Genomic DNA, 16,335 nt, shown 5'->3' on the forward strand with positions numbered 1-16,335 from the left:
CGGGGGCGGGACATGCGGGGGCGGAGAACACGGACACGGCGGCGTCCCAGGGGCTTCTCCCTGGCGCGGATGCTGCGGTTGCGGTGTTCGGAGGGTGGTCAGACCTCGACGGAGTACGTCGGGATGGTCGTGGTGGTGGTCGCGATCGTCGGTGGTCTGGTGGCGGCGGGGGTGACCACGGAGCTGGGGCAGTCGGTCGGTGCGAAGATCTGCCGGGTCGTGGGCGGACAGTGCGGTCCCGCCGGTGGCGGGGACGGCGGGCAGCAGCCCGTCGCCGACGGCACCGGCGGCGGTCAGGCGCCGGCCGGTGACACCAGGACCCAGGAGGAGAAGGAGTACGAGCAGGCGGTCAGGGACCTGGAGGCCGCCAGGGAGGCGCTGGAGGGGGACGAGGAGAAGGCGAAGGAGGCGGCGAAGGAGCTGGCGAAGATCCTCGCCGAGGAGCTGGGGATCACCGATGCGCTGGACTGCATCACCGAGGGGGACGGTGCGGCGTGCACGGAGACGCTGATCAATGTGCTGACGTCGTTGATCGGTGGTGCGGTGGGGAAGCTGGCGGCGAAGTACGGGGCGCCGTGGAAGTGGAAGAAGGCCGTCGAGCTCGTCAGGAAGATCAAGAAGCACGGCGGCGACCTCTACGACGGCCTCAAGGGGATCATCGACGGCTCGAAGAAGGTCGACCGGCTCGAGGACAAGGTCGAGGAGCTGGAGAAGAAGCTCCCGGACAAGGACAGGAAGCCCGGCGAGCCCGGTACGAAGAAGCCCGTGGCCTGCAGGAACCACAGTTTTCCGCCGGGTACGCCGGTGTTGCTGGCGGATGGGAGCCGTCGGCCGATCGAGGAGGTGCGGGCCGGGGAGCTGGTGACGGTCACCGATCCGTACCGGGGGCTGACCACGGTCCGGCCGGTGGCGGGGACGATCACGACCGAGGACGACAAGGACTTCACCCGGCTGACGGTGCTGGCCGGGGGGCGTGCGGCCACGTTGACGGCGACCGACACCCATCCGTTCTGGCTGGTGGACGAGGCCCGTTGGGCGGAGGCGGGCGGGATCCGGCCCGGGGACGAGTTGCGCACTCCCGGGGGAGCGGCTCTGCGGGTGGTGGAGGTCGAGCGCTACGAGCGGCGGCAGCGCACCCACGACCTGTCCATCGAGGACATCCACACCTACTACGTGGAGGTGGGCTCTGCCGCGGCCCTCGTCCACAACTGCCCGGTCAAGAAGCCCGGAGCCGACAAGCCCGGCGACCACCGGAAGTGGCCGAAGCCGTCCTGGCACAAGAACCTGAAGAATCCCAGGCTCGGCTCCAAGGACAAGGGCGACGGCGCGTGGGGTTCGAGGAAGCGGGCCGCGAACTCCGCGGCCGCCGAGCGGTGGATCCGGTACCAGGAGCAGGTGTCGGGGGTGAAGCGGGGCAAGGAGTACCTCGTCAAGAACCCCAAGGGCGGCCGGGACGTCGAGTTCGACGGCTGGGACTCCCAGCGGCAGACGTACCTGGAGGCGAAGTTCGGCTACGGGAAGTACGTGAAGGACGGCGAACTCCCCCAGGACGTCCGGGACCGGTGGGTCAAGCAGGCCCAGAGCCAGGTCAACGCCGCCGGCGGGAAACCCGTGGAGTGGCACTTCTCCAACAAGAGCGCCGCCGAGGCCGCGCAGGAGGCCTTCGAGGACGCGGGTATTAACGTGAAGGTCGTCCACACGCCCGTGAGGAAATAGGACCGAAAACCATGATCAATGTCACGGTACGGGGCTTCTGGGGACCGAGGAAGGAGAGCCCGCGCGAACTGGCCGACCGCTGGCTGGACTTCCTGGGGCGGCTGAGGGAGCTCGACGAGGAGGTCTTCTCCGACTGGCGGGAGGTCGCCGGGACCGGGCCCGGGTCCCCGCGGGCCGCGCTGGACCCGGAGGGGTTCGCGGCGTACATCGTCCGCAGCGACCCGGACCTCGACGCGTACCCCGTCGGATACCGGACCAGTGTGTGGACGCGGCGCGAGGGGAGGCCGAAGGCCGAGATCGGGGTCTCGGCGGGCGGTGTCGCCGACGGTGTCCCGCAGAGCGTGGTGCTGAAGCTGCGCTCCGGGGAGGCGGACGAGAACGATCCGCTGATCGGCCGGCTGCCGCACGCGCTGGCCGCCCTCGCCGACGCCTGGGACACCGACTGGGGGGACTTCGCCGACCGCGCCCTGATGTCCGCGGTCCGGGACGCCTTCGGCCTGGACAACTCCAGCCCCCGGTGCGGCCGGGCCGTCCACCTCTCCGCCGGGCGCGCGGCCCTCGTCCCCGGCGACCTGCCGGGCAGGAGGCTGCCCGTGGCGCACGGCGGGGTGGTCGTGGACCTGTCCGGCCCGGACGGGGAGGCGCCGGGGACGGACCTGGTGCTCTCGGTGAACGAGACCCTGCGCGGGACCGGGGCGCTGGCGCCCCTGCCGCTGCCCATGGACCGGCCGAAGTTCTGAGGAGCGCCCGCGCCCGGGCCCGCGCGGACCGGCCGCGGGTCCGGACCCGCGGCCGGGTTGGGCCCGGGATTGGGCCCGCGGGCTCATGGCCCGCCGCCCGGTACGCCCTAGCGTCGTGCGGCGAGGGGGGGGACACGACGAAGGTAAGGCGGTTGGGCATGGATTTCGGTGGCGGACACAGGAGCGGGGCCGGCCACCCGTACGGCGCGCCGGCGCGCGGGGACGGCGGGGCAGCGGGGGCCGCGCTGCCGGCGATGCTCCGGTCGTGGGCGGCGGGGATCGTGGTCCTGCTGGTGGCGCAGTCGCTCGTCGACCGGACGCTCGGCGAGTACGCCGTCACCCCGGAGCGCGTCGAGTCGTTCGGCTGGCGCATGGTGCTGTTCCACATCCCCGCCGCCCTGTGTGTCGCGCTGGCCACCCTCGCCGCCGCGCGGCTGCACCGCGAGCCCTTCCGGGGCTCGCCCGCCGCGCATCTGACGGCCGCGCTGACCGTACCCCTGGTGGCGTACGGCGCGAGCCTGCTGATGATCGGTTCGCGCACGGACATGTCGGGCCAGGGAATCGCGCTGTCCGGCGCGGCCACGCTGGCGGGCTGCGCCGCCGGGATGGCGGCCGACCTGGTGATGGACTCCCGGCGCTGACCGGCGGCGCGGCCGCCCGGTGTCACGTCTCCAGCGTCACCCGCACACCCGGCCGCAGCCCCCAGCGCGCCATGGCTCCCGCCTCGGCCTCCAGCACGTGGCGGGCACGCGGCCTCGGGAGGCCGAGGCGGCCGGGCCGCATCGTCCGTACGGCCAGTACGTTCAGCCGGCGGTCGAGGTAGGCGACGTCGATCGCGAACCGCATCCGGAAGGTGTGCACGCTGTTGGCGGGGGTCAGCAGCAGCGCCCCGGCGATGCCGTCGCGCCCCAGCAGGCCGCGGGTGCGGGCCCGGTAGGAGGCGGCGATCTCCACCGGCACGCCGGCGGCCCGGTCCTCCCGGCCCGCGTGGTCCGCCGTGCCCTCTTCCGCCACGCGCAGCGTGCCCCTGCCGTCCTGCCAGCGCCCCATGTCCGGCCTCCCTGCCGCGCCGCCCGCCTGCCCGCGCCGCCCGTCCGTGCCGCCCGCCTGCCCGTGCCGTCCGTTCCCCGCCGTCCGCGCAGCGCCGTTCTACCAGATGGGGCGCGCACGGGACAGGAGATGGGCCCCGGCATGGGCCCTGGGACCCATGCCCGGCGCGGCCGTCCGCCGTACGCTCGCCGCGTGCGCCTCACACTGGTCGTTCTCGCCGCCGTCTACGGCACCGCCGCCGGGCTGCTCGTGCCGCGTGCCGCCTACCGGCTCGCCGTCGAGGCGGGAACGCCGTGGCGCGCGCACTGCCCCGCCGGGCACAGGCTGCCGGGATGGCTCGGGCCCGCCCGGTGCGGGGAGTGCGGGAGCGGGCGGGACGGGCTGTACGGGCCGGGTGCCGCACCGGCGGCCGCCTTCACGGCGGCGGCGTGCGCGCTGGTGGCTGCGGCCGTCGGGGGGCGGCCGGAGCTGGGCGTGTGGCTGCTGCTGGTGCCGTGCGCGGTGCTGCTGGCGGTCGTGGACCGCAGGGTCCACCGGCTGCCGGACGTGGTGACCCTGCCGCTCGCCGCGTGCAGCGCCGTCCTGCTCGGGGTCGCGGCCCTGCTGCCCGGGGCGGGCGGCAGCTGGGTGCGCGCCCTGCTGGGCGGGGCGGCGCTGGGCGGGGCGTACCTGGTGCTGTTCCTGGTCAATCCGCGCGGCATGGGCTTCGGGGACGTCAAGCTGGCGATCCCGGTGGGGGTAGCCCTTGGGTGGTACGGCTGGGGCGTGCTCCTGGGGGGAGCGTTCGCGGGCTTCCTGTTCGGCGCGGTCTACGGGATGTCGCTGGTCCTCGCCCGGCGGGCGGGTCGCAAGACGGCCATGCCGTTCGGTCCGTTCATGGTGGCGGGGGCCCTCGTGGGGCTGCTGGCGGGGGGACTGACCGTGTGAATCGGGCCGCGGGTGCGCGCGGTACGGCGCGGCAGGGGCTATGGTGGAAACCCCCCCTCGGGCCGGTCCGTATCCCCCCCCCACGGACCGGCCCGCTTCTCGTTCCCGCCCGATCCGGGCCCGCCCCGCCCCGGTGCCCCCCTCTCTCCGGCCGCCCCGGCCCCGGGCCCGCCGCGGCCGGCCCTCAGCTCTCGCTGCTGAGGGCCCAGATGTTCGCACCGGGCGCCGAGACGGCGTACGCGTCGATCTCCGCCAGCTCCTCGTCGGTCAGCTCCGGGCTCCGCACCGCCGCCACGTTCGCCTCCAGTTGCGCCACACTGCTCGCGCCGATCAGCGCCGACGTCATCCGCGGGTCCCGCAGCACCCAGCTCAGCGCGAGCTGGGCCAGGGTCTGGCCGCGCCGCCCGGCGACGGCGTCCAGGGCGCGCAGCCGCCCGACGACCTCCTGCGTCAGCAGGCCCGGGTCCAGGGAGGTGCCCCGGGCCGCGCGGGAGTCCTCCGGGACGCCGCTCAGGTACTTGTCGGTGAGCAGCCCCTGGGCCAGCGGGGCGAAGGAGATGCAGCCCATGCCCTCCGCCTCCAGGGCGTCCAGCAGGCGGTCGTCCTCCGTCCAGCGGTTGATCATGGAGTAGGACGGCTGGTGGATCAGCGGCCGCACCCCCATCTCGCGCAGGATCCGCGCCGCCTCGCGCGTGCGCCGCGCGCTGTAGGAGGAGACGCCCACGTACAGCGCCTTGCCTTGGTGGACGGCGGACGCCAGCGCGCCCATCGTCTCCTCCAGCGGCGTGTCGGGGTCGTAGCGGTGCGAGTAGAAGATGTCGACGTACTCCAGCCCCATCCGCCTCAGCGAGGCGTCCAGGGAGGACAGCAGGTACTTGCGCGATCCCCACTCGCCGTACGGGCCGGGGTGCATCCGGTAGCCCGCCTTGGTGGAGATCACCAGCTCGTCGCGGTAGGGGCGGAAGTCCCGGGCGAGCAGGCGGCCGAAGTTGGCCTCGGCCGCGCCGGGGGGCGGGCCGTAGTTGTTGGCCAGGTCGAAGTGGGTGACGCCCAGGTCGAAGGCGCGGCGCAGGATCGCCCGCTGGGTGTCCAGCGGCCTGTCGTTGCCGAAGTTGTGCCACAGGCCCAGGGAGATCTCCGGGAGCAGCAGCCCGCTGCGGCCGGTGCGGCGGTAGCGCATGGTGTCGTAGCGGGAGCCGTCCGGGCGGTACGGGGGCGCGTCGTTCATGGATCCCTGCCTATCACTGTCTTATCGCAGTTCTGTGACACTCCCGGCTCGTGCGGCCGCACGGCGGCGCAGTAAGGTGCTGAGGGCCTGTCCGTACCGGTCTTCGCGGCCCGCCCCGGCCGGGCGGCCCGAACCCGGTCCGGGTTCCGCACGGCGCCACGGCACCGCGCGGGTACGGCCGGGCGCGAACCGCGGTCTCCCCACACCCCTCCCGGGTCCGTCCGGGCGGAAGCGCCGTCGGCGGGGAGGAGCCGGAGAGACCGGGGAGACCCGGAAGAGGGGCCACAGGGTGTCGCGGGCCGATCCGCGAAGACGCGACCGGACAGGACCTGGCGCTCGGGACCTGCATGGAGGGGCTGAACAAACCGATGCTGCAATCTTCCCGGGGACGCACCCGGTATCCCCGGTGGCTGCGCCGCCTGGTCTACAGGCTCTACGCCCACCGGGTGGAAGGGCGTCTCGACCACGAGCAGGTGCCCAAGCACATCGGCGTCATCCTCGACGGCAACCGCCGCTGGGCGCGGGCCTCCGGAGGCACGACCGAGCAGGGCCACCAGGCGGGGGCCGAGAAGATCCGCGAGATGCTGGGCTGGTGCGCCGAGACGGACGTCGAGGTGGTCACCCTGTGGCTGCTGTCCACCGACAACCTCAGCCGGCCTGCCGAGGAGCTCAGGCCGCTGCTGGGCATCATCGAGGACGCGGTGCGCGACCTGGCCTCGGACGGCCGCTGGCGGGTGCACCACGTCGGTACGCCCGACCTGCTGCCCGATCACACCCAGCGCGTGCTGAAGGAGGCCGAGGAGAGCACCCGGGACAACCGGGGGATCCTCGTCAACGTCGCCGTCGGCTACGGCGGCCGGCAGGAGATCGTGGACGCGGTGCGCTCCCTGCTCGCCGACCGGGCCGCGCGGGGCGCGACCCTGGAGGAGCTCGCGGAGGACCTCGCCCTGGAGGACATCGCCGAGCACCTGTACACGCGCGGGCAGCCCGACCCGGACCTGGTGATCCGCACCAGCGGCGAGCAGCGGCTGTCGGGCTTCATGCTCTGGCAGAGCGCCCACTCCGAGTACTACTTCTGCGACGTGTTCTGGCCCGCCTTCCGGAAGGTGGACTTCCTGCGCGCCCTGCGCGACTACGCGGCCCGCCACCGCCGCTACGGGGGCTGACGGACGCGGGAACGGCCGCGGCCGGTGTCCCTCTCACGGGGGATACCGGCCGTTCATCGCACCGTAGGCATATGCCGGGGCATGGGGGTGGCCCCGGCAGGGAATACCCCCTCCAGGCCGGCTCCCGACGCAGGGAGGCGGCCCCGGGAGGCCCTTTGCACACCACGGACGACCGTGCGGGCAGACGCACGCGAGGACGCGGAGGGCCGGTGCCCGGCCCGTGCACGGGACCGGAGCCCGGCCTCATCCCCCGCGACGCCGTCGCACCCCGACCTCTTCCGAGGGGGTAGGTCCATCCGTGGTGACCAGCACCAAGCGCCGGGAAGACCGGCGCACCTACGTCATCGACACCAGCGTCCTGCTCGCCGATCCGGCGGCCATGACCCGCTTCGACGAGCACGAGGTCGTGCTCCCGGTGGTCGTGGTAACGGAGTTGGAGGCCAAGCGCCACCATCCGGAGCTGGGCTACTTCGCCCGCCAGGCCCTCAGGCGGCTGGACGAGTACCGCGTACTGCACGGGCGGCTGGACGCACCGATCCCGATCGGCGAGCTGGGCGGCACGCTCAGGGTCGAGCTCAACCACTCGGATCCGGCCGTGCTGCCCTCCACCATGCGCGGCGACCACGGCAGGCCGCTCGACAACGACTCGCGCATCCTGGCGGTGGCCAGGAACCTCCAGGCCGAGGGGTACGACGTCACGGTCGTCTCCAAGGACCTGCCGCTGCGGATCAAGGCGTCCTCCGTCGGCCTGCTGGCCGAGGAGTACCGGGCCGAGCTGGCCGTCACCGGGTCCGGCTGGACGGGGGTGACCGAGCTGACCCTGGCGGCCGAGGACGTGGACGAACTCTTCGCCGCGGAGAGCGTGTACGTGCCCGAGGCCGCCGAACTGCCGGTGCACACCGGTCTGGTCCTGCAGTCCGAGCGCGGCCGGGCCCTGGGCAGGATCACGCCCGAGGGGCGGATCGGACTGGTGCGCGGGGACCGCGAGGCGTTCGGCATCCACGGGCGCAGCGCCGAGCAGCGCATCGCCCTGGACCTGCTGCTCGACCCGGAGATCGGCATCGTCTCGATGGGCGGCCGGGCCGGCACCGGCAAGTCCGCGCTGGCGCTGTGCGCGGGCCTGGAGGCCGTGCTGGAGAGACGGCAGCACAGCAAGGTGATGGTGTTCCGGCCGCTGTACGCGGTCGGCGGCCAGGACCTGGGCTACCTGCCGGGCACCGCCGACGAGAAGATGAACCCCTGGGCGCAGGCGGTCTTCGACACCCTCTCGGCGGTGACGACACGTGAGGTGGTCGAGGAGATCACGGCCCGCGGCATGCTGGAGGTGCTGCCGCTCACGCACATCCGCGGCCGCTCCCTGCACGACGCCTTCGTGATCGTCGACGAGGCCCAGTCGCTGGAGCGGAACGTGCTGCTGACGGTCCTTTCGAGGATCGGGCAGGGCTCACGGGTCGTCCTCACCCACGACGTCGCCCAGCGCGACAACCTGCGCGTGGGGCGGTACGACGGGGTGGCCGCGGTGGTCGAACGGCTCAAGGGCCACCCGCTCTTCGCGCACATCACCCTCACCCGGTCCGAGCGGTCGCCCATCGCGGCGCTGGTGACCGAGATGCTGGAGGACGGCCGGATCTGAGGCGGCCGGCGAACGGCCCCGCGCGGCGAAGCGCAGCAGCCTAGCCGTGCGGGGCTTTTCGCGCGCCCTTTTCCTTCCAACCGGTGCGCGAAACGGGATGTGAGCTTTCCCACGTGTCACAGAATTGCATCCACCGTTCCGTCTCCGGCAGTGTGTGGGTCCTGTCAGGCCCCGCATACGGCACCCAGGCACCATCCGCACCACCCGGCGCGGATCCACAAGTCAACAGCAGCGCGCCGTATGCCGCCCGAAGCACCATGCGGCCCCTCCTCCCCGGGAAGGGCCCGGCCGGGCCAGCGCCTCCCGTGGCCAGTACGTGGGGAGGCCCGCGCCAGGGGCACGATTGCGCCCGCGAGGTCACCTAAGCGGGCAGTGTGGAAGGAAACCGTGTGACTCGGATCTCGGTCCGGGGGTTCGCAGTGGCGTCCGCCACCGCGGTCACCACCGTCGGCGCCGTCGTCGGTGTGGCCTCGGGCAGTGAGCAGGGAACGGCCGATCCGGTCGAGGCCACTGCCGCTGACGCGACGCTCCTCGCAGACATACCCGCAGGCCAGCAGGCCCAGACCGCTTCCCTCACACAGCAGGCGGACAACGCCGTCGCCGCCGCCGACGCCGCGGCGAAGAAGGCTGCCGAGGAGGCCGCCCGCAAGCAGGCGGCCAAGGACGCCCAGGCCAAGAGGGAGGCGGCCGAGAAGGCCGCCAAGGCTGCCGAGGAGGCGAAGAAGCGGGAGGAGGCCAGGCAGCAGGCCGCCAGCCGCTCCGCGGAGCGCACCGACTTCGCGGTGCAGAGCTCCTACACCGTCGCCGAGGTCAAGGCGATGGCCCAGCAGATCGTGGGCGCCGGCCAGTTCCAGTGCTTCTCCAACATCGTCGAGCGCGAGAGCGGCTGGAACTACAAGGCCCAGAACCCGTCCTCCGGCGCGTACGGCCTCGTCCAGGCGCTGCCGGGCTCCAAGATGGCCTCGGCCGGAGCCGACTGGCAGACCAACCCGGCCACCCAGATCAAGTGGGGCCTGAACTACATGAACGAGCGCTACGGCAGCCCCTGCGGCGCCTGGGACTTCTGGCAGGCCAACCGCTGGTACTGAGTCTCCGCGCCGAGCCGCCCCGCGGCCGTTCCGGCTTCCGCCCGCGAACCCCCCGCCCACCGGCGGGGGGTTTGGCATGTCGCCGGAGGAGCAACCCTTTACCCCAGTAGCGTCGTCCCCAGATGGGACGGACCGATACGGCGGACACGCCGGATCGGGGTGAACGGGCCATACTGGGTCCGGTCGGACAGAACACCGGGGGCGAAGGAAGCGGCATGTCGAGACTTCGGAGTCTTAAGGCGGGGGTGTCGCGTGCCGCCACCCGGCTGTCCGAGCGGCTGGCACGCGCCGAGGAGGAAGACGGCGCCGACCGGCCGGTGCCGCCCGTGGCCCCCGCCGGGCCGCCTCCGGACGATCCGGGCCCCGCCCCCCTCCGGCCGGCTCCGCCCCCGCCCGAGACCATGGTGCCGTGGGGGGTGAGGGTGGCGGCCGAGGCCGGCTGGCGGCTGCTGATCCTGGCCGGGGTCATCTACGTGCTGATGAAGGTGATCAGCACCATCAGTCTGGTCGTCCTCGCCTTCACCATCGGCCTGCTGCTGACCGCGCTGCTCCAGCCGACGGCCGCCTGGCTGCGGCGGCTGGGGATAGGACGCGGGCCGGCCGCCGCGATCACCTTCGTGGCGGGCGTGACGATGGTGGGCCTGGTGGGCTGGTTCGTGGTCTGGCAGGTCCTGGAGAACCTCGACGACCTCACCCGTCAGGTCCAGGACGGCATCGAGGAGTTGAAGACCTGGCTGCTCAACAGCCCCTTCCACGTCACCGAGGCACAGATCAACAACATCGCCGACGGTCTCAACGACTGGCTCGGCAGCAACAGCCAGGAGATCACCAGTGCGGGGCTCCAGGGCGTGACCGTGGTCCTGGAGTTCTTCTCCGGCGCGCTGCTGGCGATGTTCGTGACGATCTTCCTGCTCTACGACGGCCGGACGGTGTGGAACTGGTCGCTCAACTTCGTGCCCCGGGCCGCCCGCGACGCCGTCGCGAGCGCCGGGCCCAAGGCGTGGATGACGCTCACCAGCTATGTGCGCGGCACGGTGCTGGTGGCCTTCATCGACGGCTTCTTCATCGGCGTCGGGCTGTACTTCCTGGACGTGCCGATGGCCGTGCCGCTGGCCGTGATCATCTTCCTGTTCTCCTTCATCCCCATCGTCGGTGCGGTGGTCTCCGGAGCGCTGGCGGTGGTCGTGGCGTTCGTGGCCAACGGCGTGGTGTCCGCCCTGCTCGTCCTGGCGGTCGTGCTGGCCGTGCAGCAGCTGGAGGGGCATGTGCTCCAGCCGCTCATCCTCGGCCGGCTGGTGCGGGTGCACCCCCTCGGCGTGGTGCTGGCGGTGACCGGGGGCAGTCTGATCGCGGGCATCCCCGGCGCGGTGACGGCGGTTCCGCTGGTGGCGGTTCTCAAGTCCGTCGTCGCCTCACTGCGGTCGTACGCCGCGGGCCACAGCGTGCCGGCCGGCACCGCCGATCCGTCGTCGGCCGCGCCGCCGCCCGCCGTCAAGGCCCCCGAGTCGCCCAAGTCGCCCGGGGCCGCGCCGCCTCCGCGGCCGGGGGAGGGCGGGGAGTCCGCCGATCCGCCGCGGAACGGAGGACGGTAGACCGTCCCGGAGCGCCCCGAGCGCACGGCTTCCGTCCCGGGCCCCGCCGCACGGCGGGGCCCGGGACGTTTCCGCACCCCCCTTACGCAAGGACGCGGCGCCACGATAAAGTGATATCACTTTGCTAGAGACCGCTTCATGGAAACGGGGGACCGTCATGTCCGTTGAGACCGCGCAGACCGCCAAAGACCTTCCCGAGATGCCCGCCCCGCAGGTGCGCGAGAGGCCCGCGCACTCCGTCCCCGGCGGACTCGCCCTGCTGCTGGGCCTGCTGGGTCTGCTGGCCGGGGCCGGCGCCGTGGTGGGGGGAGCCAGGCTCGTGGAGGGCGGTACGGGCGGCGCCGGGGCGGCGCTGATCGTCGCCGGGGTGCTGCTGGTGATCGGCTCGGTCTTCGCGATGGCCGGGCTCAACATGGTCGCGCCGGGGGAGGCCCGGGTCGTCCAGCTCTTCGGGCGCTACACCGGCACCATCCGCAAGGACGGCCTGCGCTGGGTGAACCCGCTGACCACCCGCAAGAAGGTCTCCACCCGGGTGCGCAACCACGAGACGGCGATCCTCAAGGTCAACGACGCCTACGGCAACCCGGTCGAACTGGCGGCCGTCGTCGTCTGGCAGGTGGAGGACACCGCCCAGGCCACCTTCGAGGTGGACGACTTCGTGGAGTTCGTCTCCACCCAGACCGAGGCGGCCGTGCGGCACATCGCCATCGAGTACCCCTACGACGCCTACGACGAGAACGGTCTGTCGCTGCGCGGCAACGCCGAGGAGATCACCGAGAAGCTCGCCGTCGAGCTGACCGCCCGGGTGCGGGCGGCGGGCGTGCGGATAGTCGAGTCGCGCTTCACGCACCTGGCGTACGCCCCGGAGATCGCCGCCGCCATGCTCCAGCGCCAGCAGGCGGGCGCGGTGGTCGCGGCGCGCCGGACCATCGTGGAGGGGGCGTGCGGCATGGTCGAGGACGCCGTGGAGCGGATCGCCTCACGGGACTTCGTCGAGCTGGACGGGGAGCGCAAGGCCGCCATGGTGAGCAATCTGCTGGTGGTGCTCTGCGGTGACCGCTCCCCGCAGCCGGTCCTCAACACGGGGTCGCTCTACCAGTGAGCGCCCGGTCGGAGGGGCCGCCGGAGGACGGCGGCCCCGAGCAGGAGCGGCGGCGGGCCCGGCGCGAACGCCGGCAGGTGCTGCTGCGGCTGGACCCCGCCGTCCACGACGCGCTCGCGAAATGGGCGGCGGACGAACTGCGCAGCACCAACGCCCAGATCGACTACCTGCTGCGCAGGGCCCTGGCCGAGGCGGGGCGCATGCCCCGCGACGCCCGTCCCCAGCCGCGCCGGGGCCGCCCGCCGCGCTCGGAGGGGTAGTCCGCAACCTCCGTCCCCGCCCGCGCCGGACCCGGGTCCGACGTGGGCGGGGACGTATGCACCGCACGTATACATCGCGTGTATACACATGGTGTACAGTCGTCGGCATGTCCATCGGCCACACCCTGCTGGGAATACTCGAAACCGGGCCCCGCCACGGCTACGACCTCAAGCGCGCCTTCGACGAGCGCTTCGGCCACGACCGCCCGCTCCACTACGGGCAGGTCTACTCGACCATGTCCCGGCTGCTGAAGAACGGCCTGGTGGAGGTCGAGGGCGTCGAGCCCGGCGAAGGCCCCGAGCGCAAGCGCTACGCCATCACCGACGCCGGGGTCACCGACGTCGCCGGATGGCTCGGCCGGCCCGAGAAGCCCGAGCCGTACCTCCAGTCCACCCTCTACACCAAGGTCGTCCTCGCCCTGCTGACCGGGCGCGACGCGGGGGAGCTGCTGGACGTCCAGCGCTCCGAACACCTGCGCCTGATGCGGGAGCTGACGCAGCGCAAGAGAAGCGGCGATCTGGCCGACCAGCTCATCTGCGACCACGCACTGTTCCACCTCGAAGCCGATCTGCGCTGGCTGGAACTGACCGCCGCGCGCCTCGACCAACTCGCCCGGGAGGTACGCGGATGACCACCGCCGACCAACTGCTGAACGCCGCCGGACTGCGCAAGTCCTACGGCCCCACCCCCGCCCTGGACGGCGCGGACTTCACCGTCGGCCCCGGAGAGGTCGTCGCCGTGATGGGTCCCTCCGGCTCCGGCAAGTCCACCCTGCTGCACTGCCTGGCCGGGATCATCCGGCCCGACTCCGGCGCCGTCCACTACCGGGGCCGCGAGCTGTCGGCCATGTCCGACGCCGAGCGCAGCGCCCTGCGCCGCTCGGAGTTCGGCTTCATCTTCCAGTTCGGCCAGCTCGTGCCCGAACTGACCTGCACCGAGAACGTCGCCCTGCCGCTGCGGCTGACCGGCATGGGCCGCAGGGAGGCCGAGAAGCGGGCCGCCGGGTGGCTGGAGCGGCTGGAGGTGGACGATGTGCGCCACCACCGCCCCGGACAGGTCTCCGGCGGTCAGGGGCAGCGCGTCGCCGTCGCCCGGGCCCTGGTCACCGGGCCGCGCGTGATCTTCGCCGACGAGCCGACCGGCGCGCTGGACTCCCTCAACGGCGAGCGGGTGATGCAGCTGCTGACCGACGCCGCGCGCGACACCGGCGCGGCCGTCGTGCTGGTCACCCACGAGGCCCGGGTCGCCGCGTACTCCGACCGCGAGATCGTCGTACGCGACGGCAGGGTGCGCGACATGGCGGGTGCCCTGTGAGCACACTGGACTCCAGGACGCCGCAGGCGCCCCCCGCACCGGAGCCCGCCCCCGGGCCCGCACCGCCCACCGGCCCCAGGGGAGCGGCCCGCTGGGCGGCCGACCTGGCGATGGGCGCCCGCTTCGCGCTCACCGGAGGCCGCGAGAGCTGGATACGCACCGTGCTCACGGCCGTCGGCGTCGGCCTCGGCGTCGCCGTGCTGATGGTCGCGGCCTCCGTGCCGAACATGCTGGGGGCCCGCGAGGCACGCGGGGAGGCCCGGGAGAACTTCGGCTTCGGTCCCGTCGAGCGCTCCGACCACAGCGCCCTCTACACCTGGAGCGACACCGAGTTCCGCGGCGAGGGCATCCGCGGCCGGTACATCGAGCCGGAGGGGAGCAGCCCGCCGGTACCGCCGGGCGTGGAGGGGCTGCCCGGCCCCGGCGAGATGCTCGTCTCACCGGCGCTGGGGGAACTGCTCGCGTCCCCGGAGGGAGAGCTCCTCAGGGAGCGGCTCTCCCAGCGGGTCGTCGGCACCATCGGCGACGAGGGTCTGCTCGGCCCGAAGGAGCTCACCTTCCTGGCGGGCAGCGACACCCTCTCCGACTTCCCGGACAGCGCGATGCGGATCGACCGGTTCGACGAGGTCGGCGAGCCGGAGCCGCTGGACGCCGTACTGCTGCTGCTGGTGGTCGTCGTCTGCGTGGTGCTGCTGTTCCCGGTCTGGGTGTTCATCGCCACCTCGGTGCGCTTCGGCGGTGAACGCCGCGACCGCCGGCTGGCCGCGCTGCGCCTGGTCGGCGCCGACAGCCGGATGGTCCGGCGTATCGCGGCCGGCGAGTCGCTGGTCGGCGCGCTCCTCGGACTCGCCGTCGGCGCCGCGCTGCTCCTGCCGGTGCGCGCGCTCATCGGGCGGGCGGAGTTCCTCGACATCAGCGTCTTTCCCGCCGACGTACGGCCCAGCGCCCCGCTGGTCGCGCTGATCGCGGTGGCCGTTCCCGTCTCCGCCGTCGTCGTCACCCTGTTCGCGCTGCGCGGGGTCGCCATCGAACCGCTCGGCGTCGTGCGTGACGCGGGCGTCCGCAGGCGCCGGCTGTGGTGGCGGCTGGTGCCGCCCGGGATCGGGCTGGTGCTGCTCCTGCCGCTGGTCGGCGGGATCGACGCGGAGCGGGGGACGATCGACACCTACCGCATCGCCGCGGGCATCGTGCTGCTGCTGGTCGGCGTCACGACCGTGCTGCCCTGGCTGGTGGAGTGGGTCGTCAACCGGATGCGCGGCGGCCCCCTGGCCTTCCAGCTCGCCGTCCGCCGCCTCCAGCTCGACAGCGGCCCCGGAGCCCGAGCGGTCAGCGGCATCACCGTCGCGGTCGCCGGCGCCATCGCCGTCCAGATGCTGTTCGGCGGGGTCGAGGGCGACTACACGCGGTCCACCGGCCACGACACCTCCCGTGCGGACCTCCAGGTCATGCGGGACCTCCGGGACGGGCGCCAGGCCTGGGAGCTGACCGAGCGGCTGGAGGACATCCGAGGGGTGGACCGGGTGCTGGGGGCGGCGGTCCTGCATGCCCCGGAGGCCGGGACGGATCCCAACGGCGACCGCTCGTGGACGAGGATCACGGTTGCCGGGTGCGCCACCCTGGAGCAGCTGGCCCGGCTGCGTTCCTGCGAGGAGGGGGACGTCTTCGTCGCGCCTCCGACCGAGGACGGGGCGGAGGAACCCGGCGCCCGCCCCGGCGCGCGTCTCGATCTGAACATCCCGGTCTACTCGCACGAGAAGGAGGCGTACGAGCGGACGGGCGAGCCCCGCCCCTGGTCCGTCCCCGCCGACGCCCCCGTGGTCGTGGCCCGGCCGGACGCCATGGGCCGGTACACCGCGGGCGTCCTGGCCACCCCCGGGGCGCTCGACCTCACCCGGGTGACACAGGCCCACGCCGACGTCTCCGTCAAGCTCGACCCCGCCGTGCCGGACGCGGTCGAGCACATCCGCAACGCGGTGGAGACCGGATCCCCCGAAACCCGGGTCATGACGCTGAGCGCGACCGACCAGTCGAACAAGTTCGCCGCCGTCCAGCGGGCGCTGTACGCGGGGGCGGCCGGGGTGATGCTGCTGATCGGCGCCAGCATGGTCGTCTCCACCCTGGAGCAGCTGCGCGAGCGCAGGAAGCTGCTGTCGGTACTGGTCGCCTTCGGCACCCGGCGCTCCACGCTGGGCTGGTCGGTGCTGTGGCAGACCGCGCTGCCCGTGGCCCTCGGACTGGTGCTGTCGGTCGCCGGAGGGATCGGGCTGGGCGCGGTGCTGCTGAAACTGGTCTCCACCCCGGTCGCCGTCCACTGGACGAGCCTGGGCGCCATGACGGGCATCGGCGCCGGGGTGGTCCTGCTGGTGACCGCCCTCAGCCTGCCGCCGCTGTGGCGGATGATGCGCCCGGACGGACTGCGCACGGAGTGACCGCCCGCGCGGTGCCGGGCGCGAGCCCGCCGCACGACGCCCGTACGGCCCGGACAGGGGGAGGGCCGTACGGGCGTCGCGCGTCCGTG

15 protein-coding genes are annotated in these 16,335 nt (G+C 73.2%); 13 read left to right on the plus strand and 2 right to left on the minus strand.

Translation table 11 applies throughout. The annotated features are described in order from the left end of the window. Positions 1 to 123 precede the first annotated feature (123 nt). From BMY40_RS28690 to BMY40_RS18845, 3 genes are all read left to right on the plus strand, one after another. Positions 124 to 1,716, plus strand: coding sequence for a Tox-REase-5 domain-containing protein (locus BMY40_RS28690; RefSeq protein ID WP_093661135.1), 1,593 nt, complete (start codon positions 124 to 126; stop codon positions 1,714 to 1,716). An 11-nt stretch (positions 1,717 to 1,727) separates the two neighbouring features. Continuing rightward, positions 1,728 to 2,456, plus strand: coding sequence for a hypothetical protein (locus tag BMY40_RS18840; RefSeq protein WP_093661137.1), 729 nt, complete (start codon positions 1,728 to 1,730; stop codon positions 2,454 to 2,456). Positions 2,457 to 2,710: 254 nt separating this feature from the next. Beyond that, positions 2,711 to 3,097 (plus strand): hypothetical protein, encoded by a 387-nt coding sequence (locus BMY40_RS18845; protein ID WP_245770174.1) that lies wholly within the window; start codon positions 2,711 to 2,713, stop codon positions 3,095 to 3,097. 22 nt (positions 3,098 to 3,119) lie between these two features. On the opposite strand, the gene BMY40_RS18850 is transcribed toward BMY40_RS18845, so the two are convergent. Next, the gene (locus BMY40_RS18850; RefSeq protein WP_093661141.1) at positions 3,120 to 3,506 is read right to left on the minus strand and encodes a DUF192 domain-containing protein; all 387 of its coding nucleotides are present in this window, start codon (positions 3,504 to 3,506) and stop codon (positions 3,120 to 3,122) included. 192 nt (positions 3,507 to 3,698) lie between these two features. Between BMY40_RS18850 and BMY40_RS18855 the strand changes: the two genes are divergently transcribed. Then, positions 3,699 to 4,433 carry a prepilin peptidase gene (locus BMY40_RS18855; RefSeq protein WP_177214055.1) on the plus strand — a complete coding sequence of 245 codons (735 nt, stop codon included), beginning with the start codon at positions 3,699 to 3,701 and terminating at the stop codon, positions 4,431 to 4,433. Between the two features lie 184 nt (positions 4,434 to 4,617). Here the strand turns inward: BMY40_RS18855 and mgrA are convergent, their stop codons facing one another. Next, positions 4,618 to 5,661, minus strand: coding sequence for an L-glyceraldehyde 3-phosphate reductase (mgrA, locus tag BMY40_RS18860; RefSeq protein WP_093661145.1), 1,044 nt, complete (start codon positions 5,659 to 5,661; stop codon positions 4,618 to 4,620). A 368-nt stretch (positions 5,662 to 6,029) separates the two neighbouring features. On the opposite strand from mgrA, the gene BMY40_RS18865 reads away from it, so the two are divergent. The 9 genes from BMY40_RS18865 (at position 6,030) to BMY40_RS18905 (ending at position 16,246) form a co-directional block, all read left to right on the plus strand. Next, positions 6,030 to 6,827 carry an isoprenyl transferase gene (locus BMY40_RS18865; protein WP_093661421.1) on the plus strand — a complete coding sequence of 266 codons (798 nt, stop codon included), beginning with the start codon at positions 6,030 to 6,032 and terminating at the stop codon, positions 6,825 to 6,827. 298 nt (positions 6,828 to 7,125) lie between these two features. Next, positions 7,126 to 8,460, plus strand: coding sequence for an RNA 5'-3' helicase PhoH2 (gene phoH2 / locus BMY40_RS18870; RefSeq protein ID WP_093661147.1), 1,335 nt, complete (start codon positions 7,126 to 7,128; stop codon positions 8,458 to 8,460). A gap of 389 nt (positions 8,461 to 8,849) precedes the next feature. Then, positions 8,850 to 9,548 carry an aggregation-promoting factor C-terminal-like domain-containing protein gene (locus BMY40_RS18875; RefSeq protein WP_093661149.1) on the plus strand — a complete coding sequence of 233 codons (699 nt, stop codon included), beginning with the start codon at positions 8,850 to 8,852 and terminating at the stop codon, positions 9,546 to 9,548. 215 nt (positions 9,549 to 9,763) lie between these two features. Further along, on the plus strand, positions 9,764 to 11,140 hold the full coding sequence (locus tag BMY40_RS18880) for an AI-2E family transporter (RefSeq protein WP_093661151.1): 1,377 nt from the start codon (positions 9,764 to 9,766) through the stop codon (positions 11,138 to 11,140). A 157-nt stretch (positions 11,141 to 11,297) separates the two neighbouring features. Next, positions 11,298 to 12,242 (plus strand): SPFH domain-containing protein, encoded by a 945-nt coding sequence (locus BMY40_RS18885; RefSeq protein WP_093661153.1) that lies wholly within the window; start codon positions 11,298 to 11,300, stop codon positions 12,240 to 12,242. Then, the gene (locus BMY40_RS18890) at positions 12,239 to 12,502 is read left to right on the plus strand and encodes a type II toxin-antitoxin system antitoxin (RefSeq protein ID WP_093661155.1); all 264 of its coding nucleotides are present in this window, start codon (positions 12,239 to 12,241) and stop codon (positions 12,500 to 12,502) included. The genes BMY40_RS18885 and BMY40_RS18890 overlap by 4 nt, the downstream gene beginning before the upstream one ends. A 107-nt stretch (positions 12,503 to 12,609) precedes the next feature. Next, on the plus strand, positions 12,610 to 13,134 hold the full coding sequence (locus BMY40_RS18895) for a PadR family transcriptional regulator (protein ID WP_093661157.1): 525 nt from the start codon (positions 12,610 to 12,612) through the stop codon (positions 13,132 to 13,134). Continuing rightward, positions 13,131 to 13,817 carry an ABC transporter ATP-binding protein gene (locus tag BMY40_RS18900; protein WP_093661159.1) on the plus strand — a complete coding sequence of 229 codons (687 nt, stop codon included), beginning with the start codon at positions 13,131 to 13,133 and terminating at the stop codon, positions 13,815 to 13,817. The genes BMY40_RS18895 and BMY40_RS18900 overlap by 4 nt, the downstream gene beginning before the upstream one ends. Beyond that, the gene (locus BMY40_RS18905; protein ID WP_093661161.1) at positions 13,814 to 16,246 is read left to right on the plus strand and encodes an FtsX-like permease family protein; all 2,433 of its coding nucleotides are present in this window, start codon (positions 13,814 to 13,816) and stop codon (positions 16,244 to 16,246) included. Before BMY40_RS18900 ends, BMY40_RS18905 begins: the two co-directional genes overlap by 4 nt. Positions 16,247 to 16,335: the final 89 nt, after the last annotated feature.

The organism is Streptomyces radiopugnans, assembly GCF_900110735.1.
Lineage (GTDB): Bacteria > Actinomycetota > Actinomycetes > Streptomycetales > Streptomycetaceae > Streptomyces > Streptomyces radiopugnans.

Excerpts from the sequence above, each read along its gene's own strand:
- BMY40_RS28690 (WP_093661135.1), top strand. The coding sequence starts at position 124 with ATGGTCGTGGTGGTGGTCGCGATCGTCGGTGGTCTGGTGGCGGCGGGG.
- BMY40_RS18840 (WP_093661137.1), top strand. The coding sequence starts at position 1,728 with ATGATCAATGTCACGGTACGGGGCTTCTGGGGACCGAGGAAGGAGAGC.
- BMY40_RS18845 (WP_245770174.1), top strand. The coding sequence starts at position 2,711 with ATGCTCCGGTCGTGGGCGGCGGGGATCGTGGTCCTGCTGGTGGCGCAG.
- BMY40_RS18850 (WP_093661141.1), bottom strand. The coding sequence starts at position 3,506 with ATGGGGCGCTGGCAGGACGGCAGGGGCACGCTGCGCGTGGCGGAAGAG.
- mgrA (WP_093661145.1), bottom strand. The coding sequence starts at position 5,661 with ATGAACGACGCGCCCCCGTACCGCCCGGACGGCTCCCGCTACGACACC.
- BMY40_RS18865 (WP_093661421.1), top strand. The coding sequence starts at position 6,030 with ATGCTGCAATCTTCCCGGGGACGCACCCGGTATCCCCGGTGGCTGCGC.
- BMY40_RS18880 (WP_093661151.1), top strand. The coding sequence starts at position 9,764 with ATGTCGAGACTTCGGAGTCTTAAGGCGGGGGTGTCGCGTGCCGCCACC.
- BMY40_RS18885 (WP_093661153.1), top strand. The coding sequence starts at position 11,298 with ATGTCCGTTGAGACCGCGCAGACCGCCAAAGACCTTCCCGAGATGCCC.
- BMY40_RS18895 (WP_093661157.1), top strand. The coding sequence starts at position 12,610 with ATGTCCATCGGCCACACCCTGCTGGGAATACTCGAAACCGGGCCCCGC.
- BMY40_RS18900 (WP_093661159.1), top strand. The coding sequence starts at position 13,131 with ATGACCACCGCCGACCAACTGCTGAACGCCGCCGGACTGCGCAAGTCC.